We start from the raw sequence: 16604 nt of genomic DNA, 5'->3' as shown, positions 1-16604 counted from the left end.
GCCGCGTCCGCGGACGCGGCGCAGCCACCCGGGCGCCCCCTCAGAACCCCGAGCGCGGCACCCCCATCCCGGGGTCGATCCTCGCCGGCCCGTTCGCGGACGGTCGCACGTCGATGTCGAAGATGGCCGTCGGCAGGTACACCGTCGAGCAGGAGTTGGGGATGTCCACCACCCCGGACAGCCGGCCCTCGATGGGGGCGGCGCCGAGGATCATGTAGGCCTGTTCGGGGGTCCAGCCGAACGTCGTCAGGTAGTCGATCGCATGCAGGCAGGCCCGCTGGTAGGAGAGGTGGGAGTCCAGGTAGCGCTGCTCGCCGTCGAGGGTCACCGAGGTGCCGGAAAACGCCAGCCACTGGCTGTACTGCGGGTCGGTGTTGCCCGGCATGAAGATCGCGTTCTCGGAGACGCCGTAGGTCTGCATCCCGCCCTTGATGAGGTCGACGTGCAGGTCGATGAAACCGCCCATCTCGATGGCGCCGCAGAAGGTGATCTCCCCGTCGCCCTGGGAGAAGTGCAGGTCGCCCACCGACAGGTTCGCCCCGTCGACGAAGACGGGGTAGAAGACGCGGCTGCCCTTCGTGAGGTTCTTGATGTCCTGGTTCCCGCCGTTCTCCCGCGGCGGCGCGGTGCGGGCGGCCTCGGCCGCCGCGCGCTCGAAGGCGTCACCGGTCAGGCCGCCGAGGATGGCGTCCTGCGGCAGCGGCGGCAGCGCCAGCGGCGGCACCCGGTCGGGGTCGGTCGCGATGAGCGCACCCTCGCGGGCGTTCCAGCGCGCCAGCAGCTCGTGGGAGGGGGCGGTCCCCATGAGCCCGGGGTGCACGATGCCGGTGAAGGAGACGCCGGGCACGTGCCGGGAGGTCGCGGTCTGGCCGCGGAAGTCCCAGATCACCTTGTAGGCGTCGGGGAACTGCTCGGTGAGGAAACCGCCGCCGTTCTGCGTCGCGAAGATGCCGGTGTAGCCCCAGCCCTGGCCGGCCAGCGGGCCGGAGTCCTCCTGCGGGATCGGTCCCACGTCGACGATGTCGACCACGAGCAGGTCGCCGGGCTGCGCGCCCTCCACGGCGATGGGCCCGCTGAGGACGTGGACGGTGGACAGCGGCGCGTCGCGGACGTCGTCGGCGGAGTCGTCGTTGTGGATGGCCCCGTCGAACCACTCCCGGCAGTGCACCCGGAAGGTGCTGTCGGGCCGCACGTGCACCTGCGCGGGGATGTCGGGGTGCCAGCGGTTGTGCCCGAGCTTCTCCTGCTCGGTGAACCTCTTCGTCGAGTCCAGCGGGAAGACCACCTCGGGCATCGGTTCTCCTCCATCGGTTGACGGGTCGATCGGTCCATCGGTCCAGCGAGCAGGTCAGGCCGGCGGGGCCCCGCCGGCCGCCCGCGCCCGCGGCGGGGCGTCGTGGCCGGGCGGGGAACCGGTGAGCCGGGGGTAGAGCGCACCGAAGACCACCGCGCCGAAGACGGCGAGGACGATGGCCAGGGCGGTGACGTTCGGCTGCCAGTTCCCCGTGAGCAGCAGGAACGCGGGGACGGCGCCGGTGACGATGCCCTGCACGGCGGCCACGGCGCCGGTGTAGCGGGTCAGGCCCTCCCGGCGCAGGCCGAGCAGGACGAAGAACAACCCCCACAGGAAGGCCCAGTACAGCCAGACCACCCCGAACGCGGGGTCGTCGAAGCGCACGAAGTTCAGCCCGGAGTAGACCAGCGCGCACGCGGCCACGAACAGGGAGAACCACCCCAGGCCGCTGCCGTCGAGGCCCAGCAGCTGGTTGAAGGCCACGTAGAGGTAGGTGAAGCCGAACAGGTACAACCCGGAGGCGCCGAGGATCGTGTCCGGGTCCCCGCCGGCGGTGAAGATCAGGTAGGTGGGGGTGACGACCTGCAGCACGCCGACGAAGACGTTCAGCGGAGCCGCGGCCCGCCCGTCCACCCGGCCCAGCAGCATCATGCCGTTGAGGAACAGGACGGCACCCACGTAGAGCAACCCGACGTTCCCCATGAGCTCCTCCTCCCTCAGGGCCTCGGCAGCCGCCGCTGAGCCGGTGAGAGCTGCCCGCCGGCCGGGCGCCGCCGCCCGGCCGGCGGCAGCGAGGTCACGACCTCCGGTTCGTGCGCCGAGCGCTCCGCGCGCTCGATGGCCGCCACCGCCGGGCGCGAGGCGCGGGAGAGCATCGGAGCGGTGAAGACGCGCCGCGCCTCACCGGAGCAGGCCGGGCACGAGCGCCGCGGGGCCGCGGTGCCGATCGGGCTGCTGGCCTCGAACGGGCCGTCGTCGTCGCACACGTACTGGTACAGCGCCATCGTCCCTCCACGTCGTCGTGCGAGGTCCTGCGGTCTCGTGCGCTCGGGGGCCACGTGCGCGTCAGCATGTCCCTGCGCCACGGTCGGGTCAAGGGTCGGCCGCAGCCGCGGGCTGCTGCGTTCCGGTGACCGCGCGGAGCCGTCCGGGTGGCGCGCGGCCCGCGTTCGTCAAGGGGTGAACCACCTCTGCCGTTCCTCCGTGAGGACCACGGAACGGGAGAACGGCATGGGCAGCGCCGCAGGGCGGGGCAGGCGGCGGGGTGGCCGGCGGGGCGGGCGACCGGTCGGGCTCGGGGTCGCGGCGCTCGTCGGCATCGCGGGCGCCGGGCTGCACCTGCCCGCACCCGCGCAGGCCGCGGCGGGCCTGACGATCGTCCGCGTCCCCGGCGACGACCGCTACGAGACCGCCGTCCACGCCGCGCAGCGGTTCTTCCCCGCGGGGTCGGTGGGCACCGTCGTCCTCGCGGCCGGCGCCTCGAGCGTCGACGCGCTCGCGGCCGCACCGCTGGCCGGGGTGAACCACGCACCCGTGCTGCTCACCGGCCGCGACGCGGTGCCCGCCGCGACCCTCGCGGAACTGCACCGGCTGGGTGCGCGGCGCGTCGTCGTCACCGGTGGGGAGGCGGTCGTCGGCCCCGCCGTCGTGCGGCAGTTGACGGCCGCCGGGTTCGGCGTCGACCGCGTCGCCGGTGCGGACCGCTACGCGACGGCCGCCGCCCTCGCCGCGCAGGTGGTGCAGGCGCTCCCCGCGAACCCGGGCACGGTCCTCGTGGCGGCCGGCGCCGCCGACGCGGCCGCGGTCTCCCCGGTGGCCGCCGCCCGCGGCTGGCCCGTCCTGCTCACCGGGCGCGACGAGGCGTCCCCGGCCGCTCTCGCCCACCTCGCCGCGCACCCGGGTTCCCGGGTCGTCGTGCTCGGCGGGACCGCCGTGCTGCCCGAGGCGACGGCGGCCGCGCTGGGCGCCGACGAGCGCCTCGGCGGGGCGGACCGGTTCGAGACCGCCGTGCGCATCGCGCGGTTCGCCGTGGCGCAGGGCGGTTTCCGCGGCACCGACGTCGGCCTCGCCGCGGGTGTCGGCGGTTCCGACGGCGGGGACCTGGCCGACGCGCTGACCGCCGGCCCGGCCCTGGCGGGCACGGGTGCGCCGCTGCTGCTGGCCGCCTCCACCGACGACCTCGGCGCCACCACCCGCGCCTTCCTGCACGAGCACGCGAGCGCCCTCACCGGCCGGGCCGTCGTCTTCGGCGCCCGCGAGGCGGTCGGCCCGGCCGCCGTGGAGCAGGTGGCCCGCGAGACCGGGAGCACCGCGCCGACCGAGGAGCCCGCACCCGTCGCGCCGGTGGTCCCGGTGCCCGTGCCGGTGGTCCCGGTGCAGCCGGTCGCGGACACCACTGCCCCGGCGCTGACGGCCGTCGCGGCCCGCGCCGCTGTCGGCGAGGGCGAGACCGTGCGCGTCGACGGCACCGCCTCCGACGACACCGCCGTCACCGGACTGTCCTACGCGCTCTCGCGGGGCGGGTCCCCGGTCGGCGGGGACGTCGACGTGGCCCCGACGCTGGTCTCGGGCGGGTACGGGTTCGACGTCGCGGGCCTGGCGGCCGGGAGCTACGAGGTGACCGTGACGGCGGTCGACGCGGCGGGCAACAGCACCTCGCGGACCGTCGCGGTGACGGTCCGCACGCCGCCCCGCCTGGTCTCCGCGGTCTTCCGCGTCGACGACGGCGCGGACCGCACGTTCTCCGCGCCTGCGACCCAGAGCCGCACCGGCGACTGGTTCGAGCTCGTCTTCGACCGGCCCGTCGCGGTGAGCGCCGGTGCGGTCGTCACCCTGGGCGCACCCGGTGCCCCGGCGACGGTGGACCGCACCTTCACCGGCGGCGTGGACGTCCGGCTGGAGCAGACCTCCGCCACCACCGTGCGGGTGGTCTACCTCAGCGCGCAACCGACCGCCGACATGCACCTGCGCACCGCCCGCCTCACCGCGGGCTCCGGCTTCACCGCCGCCGACGTCCCGGCGCTGCCGATCGCCGCGTCCTCGGCCCCCGTCGTCGTGGCTCCCGCCGTGCGGGTCGGTCCGCTGTTCCACGACGACGCGACGGCGGACGGCGCGTTCGGCGCGGTGGGCGACTGGATCGACGTCACGTTCAGCGAGCCGATCGCGGCGCCGGTCGCGGGCAACCGCATCGAGATCGACGGGGTCGTGTACGTCGACGACCCCGCGGCCGGGAACAGCGTCTCCCTCACGCTGCTCCCGGGTTCGGGCGACCGGGTGCTGCGCGTCGCCTACCGCTCGGGACCGGCGCTGCCCGCCGTGGTGGGCAGGCGCTTCACCACCCGCTCGTACTGGCCGGTGCAGTTCTCCCACCGCGACGTCACCCCGGTCCTGCCCGCGATCGGCGCGTACACCCCCATCCGCTGACTGACCACGGTGCGTCTAACTGCGGTGGCACAGTGGAGCGGTGACGACGCCGGCCGACCAGACCACCGCGCCCAGCGCACCCGCACGCACCGGCGGGCGCATCACCAGCCTCGACGTCGTGCGCGGGCTCATGCTCGTGGTGAGCGTCGCCGTCAACAGCCTGATCGTGACGCCGCTGTGGTTCGAGCACGCCGAGTGGGAGGGCGTGCACGGCCTCGACCTGGTGTTCCCCGTCTTCGTCACCCTCACCGGCTGCGGGCTGGGGTTCGCGATGCACCGGCGCACCGAGGTCGGCGGGCTGGCCCGGCGCATCGTCGTGCTGCTGGCCGCCGGGCTGGTCTACAACGCGCTCGTCGCGAACGAGTGGAGCGTGGCGACGTGGCGCTTCCCGGGGGTGCTGCAGCTGTACGCGGGGGTGGTCCTCGTCATCGCCCTCGGGCACCTGCTGACCCGCTCGGCGCGCGGGTGGTTCGCGGTCACGCTCGTGCTCGCGCTGGTATGGACGAGCGTGCTGGCGGTGTTCGCGACGACCTGCCCGGGCGGGGAGCTGACGCGGGCGTGCAACCCCTCGGGCGTCGTCGACCCGGCGGTGTTCGGCGCCGCGCACGTCTACGGCGGCGGGGAACCCGGGCACGACCCGGAGGGGTTGCCGTCGGTCCTCGGCGCGTGCGTCAGCGCGGCGGCGGGGGCGTGCGTCGGGCACCTGCTGCTGTCGGCGCGCTCGCGCGGGCGGGGGGTCCGCGCCGCCGTCCTGCCCGTCCTCGCCGCGGCCGCGGCCTTCGCGCTGCTGGCGTGGCTGACGGCGGTCGTCCCCGGGCTGCTCACCGGGCACGAGGTGCCGGCGATGAAGCGGTTGTGGACGCCGCCGTTCGCGCTGGCCGTCGCGGCCGGGGTCGCGGTGGTGCTGCTCGCCGGGCACCTGCTGCTGGACGCGCGCCGCACCCCGGCGCTGCTGCGGCGGGCGGTGTGGCCGCTGGAGGCGCTGGGCCGCAACAGCCTGCTCGTCTACTTCGGCTCGCACGTCGTCACGGCCCTGGTGCTTCACCGCGCAGGGCCGGACGTGCTCGCCCGCCTGCAGTCAGCGCAGTGGCAGACCACCGCGGTCGCGGTCCTGGCGTGGACCGCCCTGGCCGCGCTCCTGCACCGGTTCCGCGTGTACCTGCGCCCCTGAGAGGCGGGTGCGGGAGGCGGGGACCACGGCGGCCAGCACCAGCACGCCCACGGCGGCGGCCAGGCTGCGGTAGGTGAAGAACGCGTGGATCTGCGAGTGGTTGCTCAGCACGCAGTACCAGGCGGGCACCACCAGCGCGGGCGCGGCCAGGACCGCGGTGCGCAGCAGCCCGCGCGGGCCGTGGCGGCGCACCGTCACCACCAGGGCGACCATGACGACGGCGGCGGCGAGCGCGAGCACCGGGACCAGGGTGGCGGTGTGCTCGGCCCACCAGCGCCAGTTGGCGACCAGGCCGGCGCCGAACTCCTGCGAGACGTCCCCGCCGTCGAGGCGGAACCGGCTGACCTCCTGCACCTTCGCGAAGATCCCCGGCCCCTGCACGAGCGCCGCGATCACCCACCGCGAGACCCAGGTGAAGGCGAACGCGAACGGCCAGGCGGCGCCCGTGGCCAGCGTCGTGCGCAGCACCGGCGCCAGACCGGCGCGCCGGCGGGCGGCCACCGCCCCGGCGCTGGCCGCGCACAGCGCCCAGGCCATCGGCGGCACCGTGAGCAGGTCGACGTAGCAGAACAGCGCCGCCGAACCCGCCGCCGCCAGCGCCGCGCCGCGCCAGCCGTGCGAGGCGCCCACCGCGGTCAGCGCGACCCCGGCCGCCACCGCCGCCAGGGCGATGCCGTGGCTGAACGCCTCCGCGGGCATCGCCAGCGCGTTCGTCGCCGCGGCCACCGGCACCAGCAGCGCGAACGCGGCCGGGGCCCCCGCGCGGCGCACCAGCGCCAGGAAGGCGGTGAGCACCGCCAGCGCGAACACGGCGCTCACGACCAGCCGCAACCCCGGCACGTCCGTCAGCGCCAGCACCGGCCGGGTCAGCACCGAGTACCCGCTCCAGTAGCGGAAGTACGTCGCCGGGGGGATCACGGACCCACCGGCGGCGAGCGCGCGGATCTCGCCCACCCCGTCCTCGCAGGAGGACAGCCGCGGTCCGCCGGTGGCGCGGAACCACAGGCTGCGCTCGTCGTCGGCGGAGCTGACGCCGTAGCCGAGGACGACGCACTCGGTGAAGCGGTCCGCGCTGCCGCCGACGCGGTCGGGGGCGTAGGGGGCGCCGTAGTCGCCGCTGTCCACGGCCTGCGCCAGGTGCCGCACGATCGGCTCGTTGGGCACCGCCTGGGCGGCCACGAGCAGCCCGAGGAGCACCAGCTGCAGGACGACGAGGGCGGCGAGCGCCTTCGCCGCGAACCGCAGGACGCCCCTCACCGCCGGCCCGTCCGGGGTTCCGTCCGGGGTTCCGTCCACGGTTCCGGCCGGGGTTGCGCCCAGGGGTGCGCCCGCTCGTCCGCCTCCGCGGGGCGGGTGCGCAGGTCGAGCCCGTGCGGGCCCGGGTGCTGCAGGTACGACAGGCGCGAGGCCTCGTCGGAGGCCCGGTGCACGGCGTCGAGGATGACCCCGACCGCCGCGACGAGCACCGCGATCATCATCAGCGCAGAGGCGAGGATCGCGGTGGGGAACTTCGGCACCAGCCCCGTGCGCGCGAACTCCACGACCACCGGCACGCCGAGCACCAGCGCCACCAGCGCCACGAGGCCGCCGAGGAGGGCGTGCACGAGCAGCGGCCGCTCGAAGCGCGCCAGGCGCGCGATCCAGCCGAGGATCGCGAAACCGTCGCGGTAGGTGCGCAGCTTGCTCTCCGAACCCTCCGCGCGGTCGCGGAAGCCCACCGGCACCTCCCGCTGCGGCACCCGCAGGTTCACCGCGTGCACGGTGAGCTCCGTCTCCACCTCGAAGCCGCGGGAGATCGCCGGGAACGACTTCACGAACCGCCGCGACATGACGCGGTAGCCGCTGAGCATGTCCGTCACCGGCGTCCCGAACACCGTGGAGACGACCGAGTTCAGCGCGCGGTTGCCCGCCGCGTGCCCGCGCCGGTAGGCGGTGAGGCTGCTGGGCCGGCGCACCCCGACGACGTGGTCGAGGCCCTCGGCCACCAGCAGGCGCACGAGGTCGCCGGCCACCGAGGCGTCGTAGGTGTCGTCGCCGTCCACGACGACGTAGATGTCGGCCTCGACGTCGGCGAAGGCGCGCCGGATGACGTTGCCCTTGCCCGGGCGCGGCTCGAAGCGCACCACCGCCCCGTGCCGGGCGGCGACCTCGGCGGTGCGGTCGGTGCTGCCGTTGTCGTAGACGTGGACGACGGCGGTGGGCAGCGCCGCGCGCAGGTCGTCGACGACCTTGCCGACGGCGGCCTCCTCGTCCAGGCAGGGCACGATGACGGCGACCCGGCCGCCGACCTGACCCTGCGCGGGAGGGGGACCCGTGTGCTCGACCGGCATGGGGACGAGCCTAGGGCGGGCACCGCCGCAGCCCGTGCAGGCGCTCGCCGGGAGCCCGGGTCGTCAGTGGGGGCGTCAGCGGGTCGTCAGCAGGGCGGGCGGCCGTCGCCGGGCCGCTCCGCGGCCACCTGCGCACAGGCCGTGGACGGGGAGGTGCGGGCCCGGGCCGCGGACTGCACCCCCGTGGCCACGGCCGCGACGACGACGGCCAGGACGACCGCGGCGCCGAGGTAGCGCGCCAGGGACGGCGCCTCCTGCGAGCGGGCGGCGGCGGGCGCCGGACGCGCGGCGCGGGCGGACGAGCGGCTACCGGCGGGCGCGGCGCTGCGCGAGGCGGGCGGGGACGCGGGGCGCGGCCGCTCCTCGGCGATCTCCTCGACCAGCTCCCCGGGCCAGATGCCCGCGTCGTGCACGCGGTGCGCGCGCTCGGGAGGTCGGTCCATGCCGTGTCATCGGTGCGCCCGGTGGCGCCGTTGACCAGCCCTCACCCAGGTGGACGCCCGCCTCACACCAGGACGGGTGCCGCCGCGCGCCGGGGAGCGGGGGCGGGCTGTGCCCGGAACGCCGCCCGGTAGGCGGCGGCCGTCGTGCCGACGAGGCGGCTGAAGCTGCGGCGCAGGCTCTCGCTGCTGCCCAGACCGACCATGGCGGCGACCTGCGCGACCGGGAAGTCGGTGGTCTCCAGCAGCACCTTGGCCCGGTCGACGCGCTCGGCGGTGATCCAGTCGAAGACGCTCATGCCGGTGGCGGCGCGGAAGCGGCGCACCAGGTGCCGTTCGCTGACGTGCTCGTGGCGGGCCAGCGAGGCCAGCGTGTGGGGTTCGGCGATGTTCTGCCGGATCCACGTCAGCAGCGGTTCGACCCCGGTGCGCTCGTCGGCGCGCAGCGAGCCCTTGACGAACTGCGACTGCCCGCCGGGCCGGTGCGGGGCGCTGACGAGGATGCGGCCGAAGTCGTTGGCGTAGGCGCTGCCGAGGTCCAGGGCGAGGATGTGCAGGGCCAGGTCGGTGGCCGACAGGATCCCGCCGGAGGTGTGCACCGGTCCGTCGTCGACCCACAGGTTCTCCGCGGCCAGCCGGGCCCGCGGGAACGCGGCGCGGAACTCCTCCGACAGCAGCCAGTGCGTGGTGGCCGTCCTGCCGTCGAGCACCCCGGCCCTGCCGAGCACGAACGCGCCGCCGCAGAAGGAGACCATGCGGGCGCCGGCCTCCCGCGCGCCGTGCACCGCGGCGCACAGCCGCTCCGAGCGCTCGGCCAGCGGTTCCTCCAGCCCGGGGACCATGACGGTGTCCGCGCTCAGCGTGGTCTCCAGGGGGGCCAGCGGGCCGGGGTCGATCCCCGTGGGCAGCACGTGCCGTTCCGCCTCGCCGACGAGCACGACCTCGTAGGGCGTCTCCACGTCGCCGGTCACCGCGGCCAGCGACGGCATGCGCCGGCCGAACACCTGCTGCGCCACGGCCAGTTCCAGCGCCACGGTGTCCGGCAGCACCAGCAGCGCGATGACGTGCTTGTCGCGGCCGCGACTCGTCGGGGGTCGTCTGCCCGGGCGCACGGGTCTCCCTCCAGCTGGCGGGCTGCCGGCCGGACGTGGCCGGATGCGTGGGCATCGTGGCAGGCGCTGTGGGATCCGTCGAGGCCCGCGGCGCCAGGGTGGAGGCGTCGGCGGGGCCGGTCCCGCCGCACCGGACCGAGGGAGAAGGACCGTGACCGCTCAGCCCACCACCAGCACCCCGACCGCGCAGGACCTCGGCTTCGCCGCCCGGGCCAACGCCTCCGGGCGCACCCCGGTCGTCTTCGTCCACGGCCTGTGGCTGCACGCCGACAGCTGGCAGCCGTGGGTCGAGCTGTTCGAGTCCGCCGGCTACGCCGCCCACGCCCCCGGCTGGCCCGGGGACGGGGCCACCGTCGCCGAGACCCGCGCCCACCCCGAGGCGCTGGCCGGGGTCGGCGTCGAGCAGGTCACCGAGCGCTTCCGCCGGGTGATCGCCGCCCTGGACACCGCGCCGGTCGTCGTCGGGCACTCCTTCGGCGGCCTCGTCGCGCAGAAGCTGCTCGGCGAGGGCCTGGCCCGGGCCGCCGTCGCCGTCGACCCGGCCCAGATGCGCGGTGTGCTGCGCCTGCCGGTCGTGCAGCTGTGGAACGCGCTGCCGGTGCTGGCCAACCCCGCCCAGCTCCGCGGCACGAACTCGCAGTCCGCGGATCGCTTCGCGCGCACCTTCGCCAACGCCGTCCCCCGCGCCGAGTCCGACGAGATCCACGCGCGGTGGACGATCCCCGCGCCGGGTCGGCCGCTGTTCGAGGCCGCGGTGGCCAACCTGCTGGCGGGCACCCCGGCGGCCGTGCGCACCGGCGCCGACCGGGGGCCGCTGCTGGTGATCGGCGCCGGGCGCGACCGCACCGTCCCGGCGGTCACCACCCGCGCGATCGCCGCGCGCTACCGCGCCGCCTCCAGCATCACCGACTACGAGGAGTTCCCCGGCAAGGGGCACTCGCTGGTCGTGGACTCCGGCTGGCGCGAGGTCGCCGACTACGCCCTGCAGTGGCTGACGTTCGTCGGGCAGCCCGCCCGGTCGGCGTGAGGGGTGGCGCTCCTCAGCGTCCCACCAGCGCCGCGACGACGGCGCGCACGACGTCGGGTGCGGTCGCCAGGCGGGGGACGTCGTAGCTGACGGCGGTCGCCGACGGGGCGCCGGTGGCGGCGACGGGCGCGGCGGCGCGCAGGTGGACGGCGTCCACGCCGGTGCGGGCCACGAGGGCGGCCGCGTTCGCGGGGCGCACCCCGCCGCCGGCCATGACCTCGATGCGCCCGCCGGCGCGCGCGACGAGGTCCGCCAGGACCTCCGCGCCCTGCACGGCGGTGCGGGCGCCGCCGGAGGTGAGCACCCGGGTGACCCCGGCGTCGACGAGCAGCTCCAGCGCGCCGGGCAGGTCCGGCAGGGTGTCGAAGGCCCGGTGGAACGTCACCGGCAGGTCCCCGGCGGCGTCGACGAAGCGCGCCAGCAGGGCGGTGTCCACGCCGCCGTCCGCGCGCAGCGGGCCCACGACCACCCCCAGGCGCACCCCGGGCGGGGCGGGCAGCGCGCGCACCGCGGCGATGTCGGCGAGCTGGACGTCGACCTCGGCGGGCGAGCACGTGAAGTCCCCGGCCCGCGGGCGCACCAGGACGCTGACCTCCAGCCGGGACACCCGGGCCAGCACCGCGGACAGGAACCCGCTGCTGGGGGTCAGGCCGCCCTCGGACAGCGCGGCGCAGACCTCGACGCGGGCGGCGCCGCACTCCTGCGCGACCAGCGCGCCCTCGACGTCGTCGAGGCAGACCTCGACCGCGGTCACCGCGCGATCGCCAGGGGAGTCACCGGAACAGTCACCGGAACAGTCGCCGGGGGAGTCACCGGGTGGCCGCCCACGCCGTCAGGGCGGTGCCGGGCGCGATCTCGCCGACGCGCACGCCGCCGCCGAGCACCGGCACCACGCGCAGCTCCTGCGCGCCCGAGACGTCCACGCCGAAACCGGCGAGGACCTCCAGCGCCACCAGGGTGGTGGCGCGGGGGTTGCCGTCGGCGACCTTGAGCGCCACCGCCTGCCCACCGGGACCGGCGACGCCGAGGACGCCCTCCGCGCCGCCCTTGGCCAGCGCACCCGGCACGCGCCGCACCAGCTCGGTGTTCGGGTGGCCGGGGCCGCCCACGAACTCCGGGTGCGCGCGCACCGCGGCGGCGACCCGGCCCGCGGGTTCCCCGGGACCGGCGCGGTGCAGGGCGCGGAACGCCGTCGCGAGGCCGCGCACGGTCGTGCCGAACAGCGGGGCGCCGCAACCGTCGACGGCGTCGGCGGTCACGGGCGTCCCGGTGAGCTCGGCGCTGACGGCCCGCACCCGCTGCTGCAGCGGGTGCCCGGGCGCCAGGTAGTCCTCGGTGGACCAGCCGTTGACCCGGCAGGCCAGCAGCATCGCCGCGTGCTTGCCGGAGCAGTTCATCCGGACCCGGCTGGGCCCCTCCCCGGCGCGCACCAGCGCGTCGCGGGTGGCCTCGTCCTGGGGCCGGTCCTCGGGGCAGCGCAGCGCGTCCTCGCCCAGCCCGGCCTCGGCCAGCACGGCGCGGACGACCTCGACGTGGGCGTCGGTGCCGGTGTGGCTGCCCGCCGCGATCGCCAGTGCCGGCCCCTCCAGCGGAGCACCGGCCAGCAGGCACGCGACCGCCTGCAGCGGTTTGGCCGTCGAGCGCGGCAGCACCGGCTCGTCCACGGGGCCCAGCGCGGCGGCGACGGACCCGTCGGCGTCCAGGGCGAGCAGCGCCCCGAGGTGGCGGCTCTCGACGAGGCCGGAGCGCCGGACGACGGCGAGCTCGGCGAGGGCGGGGGTGTTCGCGGGCTCAGCCACGGGAGTTCTCCACTTCTCCGCGCGCCGGCGGCCGTCGGCGCGCCGCCGAGCCTACGCAGGGCCGCCGGCGCCCGGGTCAGGAGAAGGTGACCGCGCCGTCGTGCAGGTCGTAGGTGGCGCCCACGACGCGCAGCCGCCCCGCCTCGACGGCCTCCGCGAGCAGCGGGTCGGCGCTCAGCTGGGCGACCTCCCCGGCCACGTTGAGGCGCACGGCCTCGGCGAGGCGGTGCTCCTCGTCCGCACCGGGACCGGCGTCGGCCAGGGCCTGCTCGGCGGCCGGGCGGATCGCCTCGACGAGCGAGTCGATCGCGGTGCCGGAGGCCGCGGAACCGCTCTCCAGCGCCTCCAGCGTGGCCTTCACCGCACCGCACCCCTCGTGGCCGAGGACGACGAGCAGCGGGACGTGCAGGTGCTCCACGCCGTACTGGATGCTGCCGAGGACCGGCGGCGCGAGGACCTGGCCGGCGGTGCGCACGACGAACAGGTCCCCGAGGTCCTGGTCGAAGACCAGTTCCGGCGGGACGCGGGAGTCCGCGCAGGAGAGCACGATCGCGAACGGGTGCTGCCCCCCGGCGATCCGCAGGCGGTGCTCGGCGGGGTGGCCGGTGTGGTGCTCGGGGTGCGCGGTGAAGCGGGCGTTGCCCTCGCGCAGCAGTTCCAGCGCCTGCTCCGGGTCGCTGATCTGCTCCGGGCGCTCGTGCACCGCTCCCGGTGCCGCCGGCGATCCCGTCGATCCCGGGTCCGTCCGCGGACCCGTTGCGCCGCAAGCGGCCAGCAGTGCGCCGCCCCCCAGCGACGCCCCCCAGCGGAACATCCCCCGCCTGCTCGTGCCCCGCTGCGCGGGCAGCGCGGATCGTGCGTCGTCCATGGTTCCCCCCTCGGTGGTGCCGCGCGGATCCCCGCCGCGCGGTGCGCACGTTCCCCCCGGACCGTGCGGCCGGAACGCTACTGAACCCGCTGCCGCCGTGTGGGGGATTTTTCCCGCGACCGCTCGCCCGCACCGCGCGGGGCCGGTTGCGCCGTGCGGGTGAGGACCCGGCCGGCGCGCACCGCCGGTCGGGTGGTGCGCGTGGGCGGGTGGTCGAGCCGCCCGCCGGGACGGCCGATGCTTCCCGGGACAACGGCAAACCCGTCGCGAGACGGGGACGCAAAGCCCAGGGGCCTCACCACGTGAGGTGGCCCGGCTACCAGGAGGACACCGCGATGCGCCGCACCACCACCCTCAGCCTGTCGGTCGCCCTGGCGGCGGCCCTCGCCGTGCCCACCGCGGCCGGCTCCCTCGCCGCCGCCCGCTCCGGCGGGACGCACCCCGCCGCGCGCCCCACGGCCGCTCCCACGGCGACGGCGACGGCGACCGCGACGGCCACCGCGACGGCCACCGCGACCGCGACGGCCACCGCGACCGCCGTGCCCACCGGCAGCGCGCCGACCATCACCCGCGGCCCCCGCGGTGCCCGCACTGTCGTCGTCGCCGGGAGGCTCAGCGCCGTCGACGCCGCCACCGGCCGGGTGACCGTCACCGTCCAGGGCGGCCGCGACAAGGCGCTGCGCGGGCAGGAGGTGGACATCGCCCTGGCCGCCGGTGCGGTGCTGCGCCGCGACGGCGCCACCGTGCAGGCGTCCGCCCTGCGCGCCGGCGACCACGTCAGCGTCCAGTGCACCCGCAGCGGCGACGGCACCCTCACCGCCACCCGGCTGAACGCGAACGGCCGTGGTGGTGAGGCGCCGGTCGACGAGCCGACGGCGACTCCGACGGCGACTTCCACCGCCGCTCCGACGGCGACTTCCACCGCCGCTCCGACGGCGACTCCGACCGCCACCGCGACCGCCGCCCCGACGGCGACCGCGACGGCGACGGCCGGCTGACAGCGGCGCGGCGGGCGGCGGTCCCGGGCCGCGCGGGATCAGCGCGTGCGGCGGGCGACCTGCAGCAGGTTCAGCTCGTGCTTGCGGACCGTTCCGCGGGGGCGGGCCGCGATGAGTTCCCGGATCCCCGCGAACAGCGTCGCCCGCTGCTGCGGTGTCGCGGCGATGTGCCCGGAGTAGGTGGACAGCAGCGCCAGGTACTCCTCGGCGGTGTGCTCCCGGCTCGTCACGTAGCGGTGCACGATCGGCTGCCCGAAGCGCCCGCTGCCGGCCATCGCCGCCACGTCGGGCGCGGGCACCTCCTCGGGAGGCACCGGGCCGCCCTTGCCGTCGCCCATGCCGACCTCGTCGTAGACCCGTTCGACGACCCGGAAGAAGTCGTCGCCGTCCGGCGGTGCGACGTGCTCGGTGGCGACGATCGCCAGAGAACCCCCGGGGCGCAGCAGGTCCGCGGCCCGGGAGAACGCGGTCCGCTGGTCCAGCCAGTGCCACGAGGTCGCCGCGAGGACCAGGTCGAACGGTTCCCGGTCCCGCGGCTCCCACGCCTCGAAGGGCGAGACCACCACCTCGACGTCCCCGCGGCCGGCGAGCACGCGGCGTGCCACCGCCGCCAGTTCCCGCCCCGGTTCCAGCGCCACGACGCTCCAGCCGCGCTCGAGCAGCCCGCGTGTGGCCTGCCCGGTGCCCGCCCCGATCTCCAGCACCCGGGCTCCGGGCGCCGGCCCGGCCGAGAGCGCCAGGTCGTCGAACAGCGCCGCGGGGTAGCGCGGGCGCACCCGCTCGTACAGCTCCGCGACCGTGTCGAACGTCGTGGCCAGCCCCGCGTACGGTTCCCGTTCCACCGCGGCGCCCCCCGTCACAGGCCGAGCAGGCCGTCGATGCTGCTCGCGTTCTTCTGCGCCCGGTAGGCGTCCATGCCCGCCGGGCCCTTCTTCTCGGCGTTGCGCCGGATCAGGTCGCGCTCGTCGGTGACGACGTCCATGACCGGCACCCCCCACCCGCACGAGTCGCTGACGCGCTCGACGTCGACGGTGATCACTGCTCGGGTGCTGGGGTTGGACGGGTGCAGCGCCACGACCTCCCGGAAGGCGTCGGTCCCGGGCAGGTGCACCTGGCCCTGCCCGTGCAGGCGCACGATGCGCGGGCGCTGGTCGAAGGAGGTGAACATGACGCAGATGCGCCCGTTCTCGCGCAGGTGGGCGATCGTCTCCACACCGCTGCCGGTGAAGTCCACCCAGCCCACGCGGTGCGGGCCCAGGACGGAGAAGGAGTCCCCGCCGCGCGGGGAGACGTTGACGCGCCCGTCGGCGGCCAGCGGGGCGGTGGCGGTGAACCACACCGGCTGCGCCTCGATCCAGCGCCGCAGCGCCTCGTCGATCGCCTCGAACACCTTCGCCACGTCCAGACCCTAACGGCTCGGGCCGCCGATCGGCGGTGGCGCGGTTAGCGTGGACGCGCACCGCCCCACCGGAGAGGACGCGACATGAGCAGCGAACCCCAGGACGCCCCCGTGCCCCGCGAGGTGCCGTCGCCGCCCGGTGCGGACCTGCCCGCGGTCGTCGACGAGATCGACGAGCGGGTCGGGCTCGCCGGGCGCGAGGCCGTCGAGCGCAGCCGCGAGGAGGACGGTGGCGGCGACCCCTCCGGCGACGTCGTGCCCGACCCGGCCGGCGGGGGCGGCGAGGCCGGTGGGGGCGGCGAGGCCGGTGGGGAGGTCGACGAGGCCGACCAGCCCGCGGACCCGACGCTGCGCACGGACGGCGGGCAGGGCGGCGCCGACGGGGTGCCGGTGTCCGAGCCGACCGGCTGAGGCGCCTTAGAGGAGGCTGAGCCCCACGACGGCCTCGGTGAGCATCTGGTCGTGCTGCTGCTCGTCGAGCGCGCCCTCCGCGAGGCGGTGGTCCAGCACGCGGCTGACCAGCTCGATCGCGTCGGCGCGCTCGACGGTCAGCCCGTGCCCGCCCACGGCCGGGTGGACGGCCAGCGCTCGCCCGTCGCCGTGGTCCGGGCCGGCCAGCCACGGCCCGCCCTCCCCCCGGGCGACCAGGCGCCGCACGTCGGCGGGGTCCATGGCCAGCACCGCGTGCGAGATGCGGTCGAGGTCGTAGACGTCGGGCTGCTCGTCGGCCATGCGGCGATCCT

Annotated in this window: 18 protein-coding genes and 1 riboswitch; of the genes, 5 read left to right on the top strand and 13 right to left on the bottom strand. The window is 76.4% G+C overall.

Translation table 11 applies throughout. The annotated features are described in order from the left end of the window. Positions 1–40: 40 nt before the first annotated feature. Genes fmdA through ACRYM2_RS14675 form a run of 3 tightly spaced genes read right to left on the bottom strand, consistent with a single transcriptional unit; the run spans position 41 to position 2298 of the window. Positions 41–1294 (bottom strand): formamidase, encoded by a 1254-nt coding sequence (fmdA, locus tag ACRYM2_RS14685; RefSeq protein ID WP_432523147.1) that lies wholly within the window; start codon positions 1292–1294, stop codon positions 41–43. Positions 1295–1348: 54 nt separating this feature from the next. Beyond that, on the bottom strand, positions 1349–1996 hold the full coding sequence (locus ACRYM2_RS14680; RefSeq protein WP_432523146.1) for an AmiS/UreI family transporter: 648 nt from the start codon (positions 1994–1996) through the stop codon (positions 1349–1351). 14 nt (positions 1997–2010) lie between these two features. Beyond that, the gene (locus tag ACRYM2_RS14675; RefSeq protein ID WP_432523145.1) at positions 2011–2298 is read right to left on the bottom strand and encodes an FmdB family zinc ribbon protein; all 288 of its coding nucleotides are present in this window, start codon (positions 2296–2298) and stop codon (positions 2011–2013) included. A 199-nt stretch (positions 2299–2497) separates the two neighbouring features. Between ACRYM2_RS14675 and ACRYM2_RS14670 the strand changes: the two genes are divergently transcribed. Continuing rightward, positions 2498–4717, top strand: coding sequence for a cell wall-binding repeat-containing protein (locus tag ACRYM2_RS14670; protein ID WP_432523144.1), 2220 nt, complete (start codon positions 2498–2500; stop codon positions 4715–4717). A 40-nt stretch (positions 4718–4757) separates the two neighbouring features. Beyond that, the gene (locus ACRYM2_RS14665) at positions 4758–5888 is read left to right on the top strand and encodes a heparan-alpha-glucosaminide N-acetyltransferase (RefSeq protein WP_432523143.1); all 1131 of its coding nucleotides are present in this window, start codon (positions 4758–4760) and stop codon (positions 5886–5888) included. Here the strand turns inward: ACRYM2_RS14665 and ACRYM2_RS14660 are convergent. The 4 genes from ACRYM2_RS14660 to ACRYM2_RS14645 form a co-directional block, all read right to left on the bottom strand. Further along, positions 5796–7145: a hypothetical protein gene (locus ACRYM2_RS14660; RefSeq protein ID WP_432523142.1), complete on the bottom strand. Its 1350-nt coding sequence runs from the start codon at positions 7143–7145 to the stop codon at positions 5796–5798. The genes ACRYM2_RS14665 and ACRYM2_RS14660 overlap by 93 nt on opposite strands. Beyond that, positions 7142–8218 (bottom strand): glycosyltransferase, encoded by a 1077-nt coding sequence (locus ACRYM2_RS14655; protein WP_432523141.1) that lies wholly within the window; start codon positions 8216–8218, stop codon positions 7142–7144. Before ACRYM2_RS14655 ends, ACRYM2_RS14660 begins: the two co-directional genes overlap by 4 nt. 86 nt (positions 8219–8304) lie before the next feature. Beyond that, entirely contained in the window at positions 8305–8661 is a 357-nt protein-coding gene (locus tag ACRYM2_RS14650) for a hypothetical protein (protein WP_432523140.1), read from the bottom strand. Positions 8662–8723: 62 nt separating this feature from the next. Continuing rightward, complete coding sequence (locus tag ACRYM2_RS14645; RefSeq protein ID WP_432523139.1) at positions 8724–9770, bottom strand: GlxA family transcriptional regulator; 1047 nt, start codon at positions 9768–9770, stop codon at positions 8724–8726. A 151-nt stretch (positions 9771–9921) separates the two neighbouring features. Between ACRYM2_RS14645 and ACRYM2_RS14640 the strand changes: the two genes are divergently transcribed. Further along, positions 9922–10797 carry an alpha/beta hydrolase gene (locus ACRYM2_RS14640; RefSeq protein WP_432523138.1) on the top strand — a complete coding sequence of 292 codons (876 nt, stop codon included), beginning with the start codon at positions 9922–9924 and terminating at the stop codon, positions 10795–10797. Positions 10798–10810: 13 nt separating this feature from the next. On the opposite strand, the gene ACRYM2_RS14635 is transcribed toward ACRYM2_RS14640, so the two are convergent. The 3 genes from ACRYM2_RS14635 to ACRYM2_RS14625 form a co-directional block, all read right to left on the bottom strand. Next, the gene (locus ACRYM2_RS14635; RefSeq protein WP_432523137.1) at positions 10811–11551 is read right to left on the bottom strand and encodes a copper homeostasis protein CutC; all 741 of its coding nucleotides are present in this window, start codon (positions 11549–11551) and stop codon (positions 10811–10813) included. A gap of 55 nt (positions 11552–11606) precedes the next feature. Then, the gene (locus tag ACRYM2_RS14630; protein WP_432523136.1) at positions 11607–12596 is read right to left on the bottom strand and encodes an asparaginase; all 990 of its coding nucleotides are present in this window, start codon (positions 12594–12596) and stop codon (positions 11607–11609) included. Between the two features lie 76 nt (positions 12597–12672). Continuing rightward, on the bottom strand, positions 12673–13299 hold the full coding sequence (locus tag ACRYM2_RS14625) for a carbonic anhydrase (RefSeq protein WP_432523135.1): 627 nt from the start codon (positions 13297–13299) through the stop codon (positions 12673–12675). Between the two features lie 409 nt (positions 13300–13708). Next, a riboswitch (cyclic di-GMP riboswitch) is annotated at positions 13709–13788 on the top strand. 11 nt (positions 13789–13799) lie between these two features. Between ACRYM2_RS14625 and ACRYM2_RS14620 the strand changes: the two genes are divergently transcribed. After that, positions 13800–14462 carry a hypothetical protein gene (locus ACRYM2_RS14620; protein WP_432523134.1) on the top strand — a complete coding sequence of 221 codons (663 nt, stop codon included), beginning with the start codon at positions 13800–13802 and terminating at the stop codon, positions 14460–14462. A 38-nt stretch (positions 14463–14500) separates the two neighbouring features. Here the strand turns inward: ACRYM2_RS14620 and ACRYM2_RS14615 are convergent, their stop codons facing one another. Both ACRYM2_RS14615 and ACRYM2_RS14610 read right to left on the bottom strand, forming a co-directional pair. Further along, a complete protein-coding gene (locus tag ACRYM2_RS14615; RefSeq protein ID WP_432523133.1) occupies positions 14501–15304 on the bottom strand; it encodes a class I SAM-dependent methyltransferase in 804 nt (267 codons plus the stop codon). Between the two features lie 14 nt (positions 15305–15318). Next, entirely contained in the window at positions 15319–15861 is a 543-nt protein-coding gene (locus ACRYM2_RS14610; RefSeq protein ID WP_432523131.1) for a pyridoxamine 5'-phosphate oxidase family protein, read from the bottom strand. An 84-nt stretch (positions 15862–15945) separates the two neighbouring features. Here ACRYM2_RS14610 and ACRYM2_RS14605 point away from each other — a divergent pair, with 84 nt between their 5' ends. Beyond that, positions 15946–16272: a hypothetical protein gene (locus ACRYM2_RS14605; RefSeq protein ID WP_432523130.1), complete on the top strand. Its 327-nt coding sequence runs from the start codon at positions 15946–15948 to the stop codon at positions 16270–16272. Positions 16273–16278: 6 nt separating this feature from the next. Here ACRYM2_RS14605 and ACRYM2_RS14600 read toward each other — a convergent pair whose 3' ends face one another. Then, positions 16279–16593 carry a hypothetical protein gene (locus ACRYM2_RS14600; protein WP_432523129.1) on the bottom strand — a complete coding sequence of 105 codons (315 nt, stop codon included), beginning with the start codon at positions 16591–16593 and terminating at the stop codon, positions 16279–16281. Between the last annotated feature and the right edge of the window lie 11 nt (positions 16594–16604).

It is taken from the genome of Kineococcus aridisoli, assembly GCF_050871885.1.
GTDB lineage: Bacteria > Actinomycetota > Actinomycetes > Actinomycetales > Kineococcaceae > Kineococcus.
This window is presented reverse-complemented; position numbering and strand designations above follow the sequence as displayed.

Excerpts from the sequence above, each read along its gene's own strand:
- ACRYM2_RS14650 (WP_432523140.1), bottom strand. The coding sequence starts at position 8,661 with ATGGACCGACCTCCCGAGCGCGCGCACCGCGTGCACGACGCGGGCATC.
- ACRYM2_RS14675 (WP_432523145.1), bottom strand. The coding sequence starts at position 2,298 with ATGGCGCTGTACCAGTACGTGTGCGACGACGACGGCCCGTTCGAGGCC.
- fmdA (WP_432523147.1), bottom strand. The coding sequence starts at position 1,294 with ATGCCCGAGGTGGTCTTCCCGCTGGACTCGACGAAGAGGTTCACCGAG.
- ACRYM2_RS14605 (WP_432523130.1), top strand. The coding sequence starts at position 15,946 with ATGAGCAGCGAACCCCAGGACGCCCCCGTGCCCCGCGAGGTGCCGTCG.
- ACRYM2_RS14655 (WP_432523141.1), bottom strand. The coding sequence starts at position 8,218 with ATGCCGGTCGAGCACACGGGTCCCCCTCCCGCGCAGGGTCAGGTCGGC.
- ACRYM2_RS14620 (WP_432523134.1), top strand. The coding sequence starts at position 13,800 with ATGCGCCGCACCACCACCCTCAGCCTGTCGGTCGCCCTGGCGGCGGCC.
- ACRYM2_RS14600 (WP_432523129.1), bottom strand. The coding sequence starts at position 16,593 with ATGGCCGACGAGCAGCCCGACGTCTACGACCTCGACCGCATCTCGCAC.
- ACRYM2_RS14680 (WP_432523146.1), bottom strand. The coding sequence starts at position 1,996 with ATGGGGAACGTCGGGTTGCTCTACGTGGGTGCCGTCCTGTTCCTCAAC.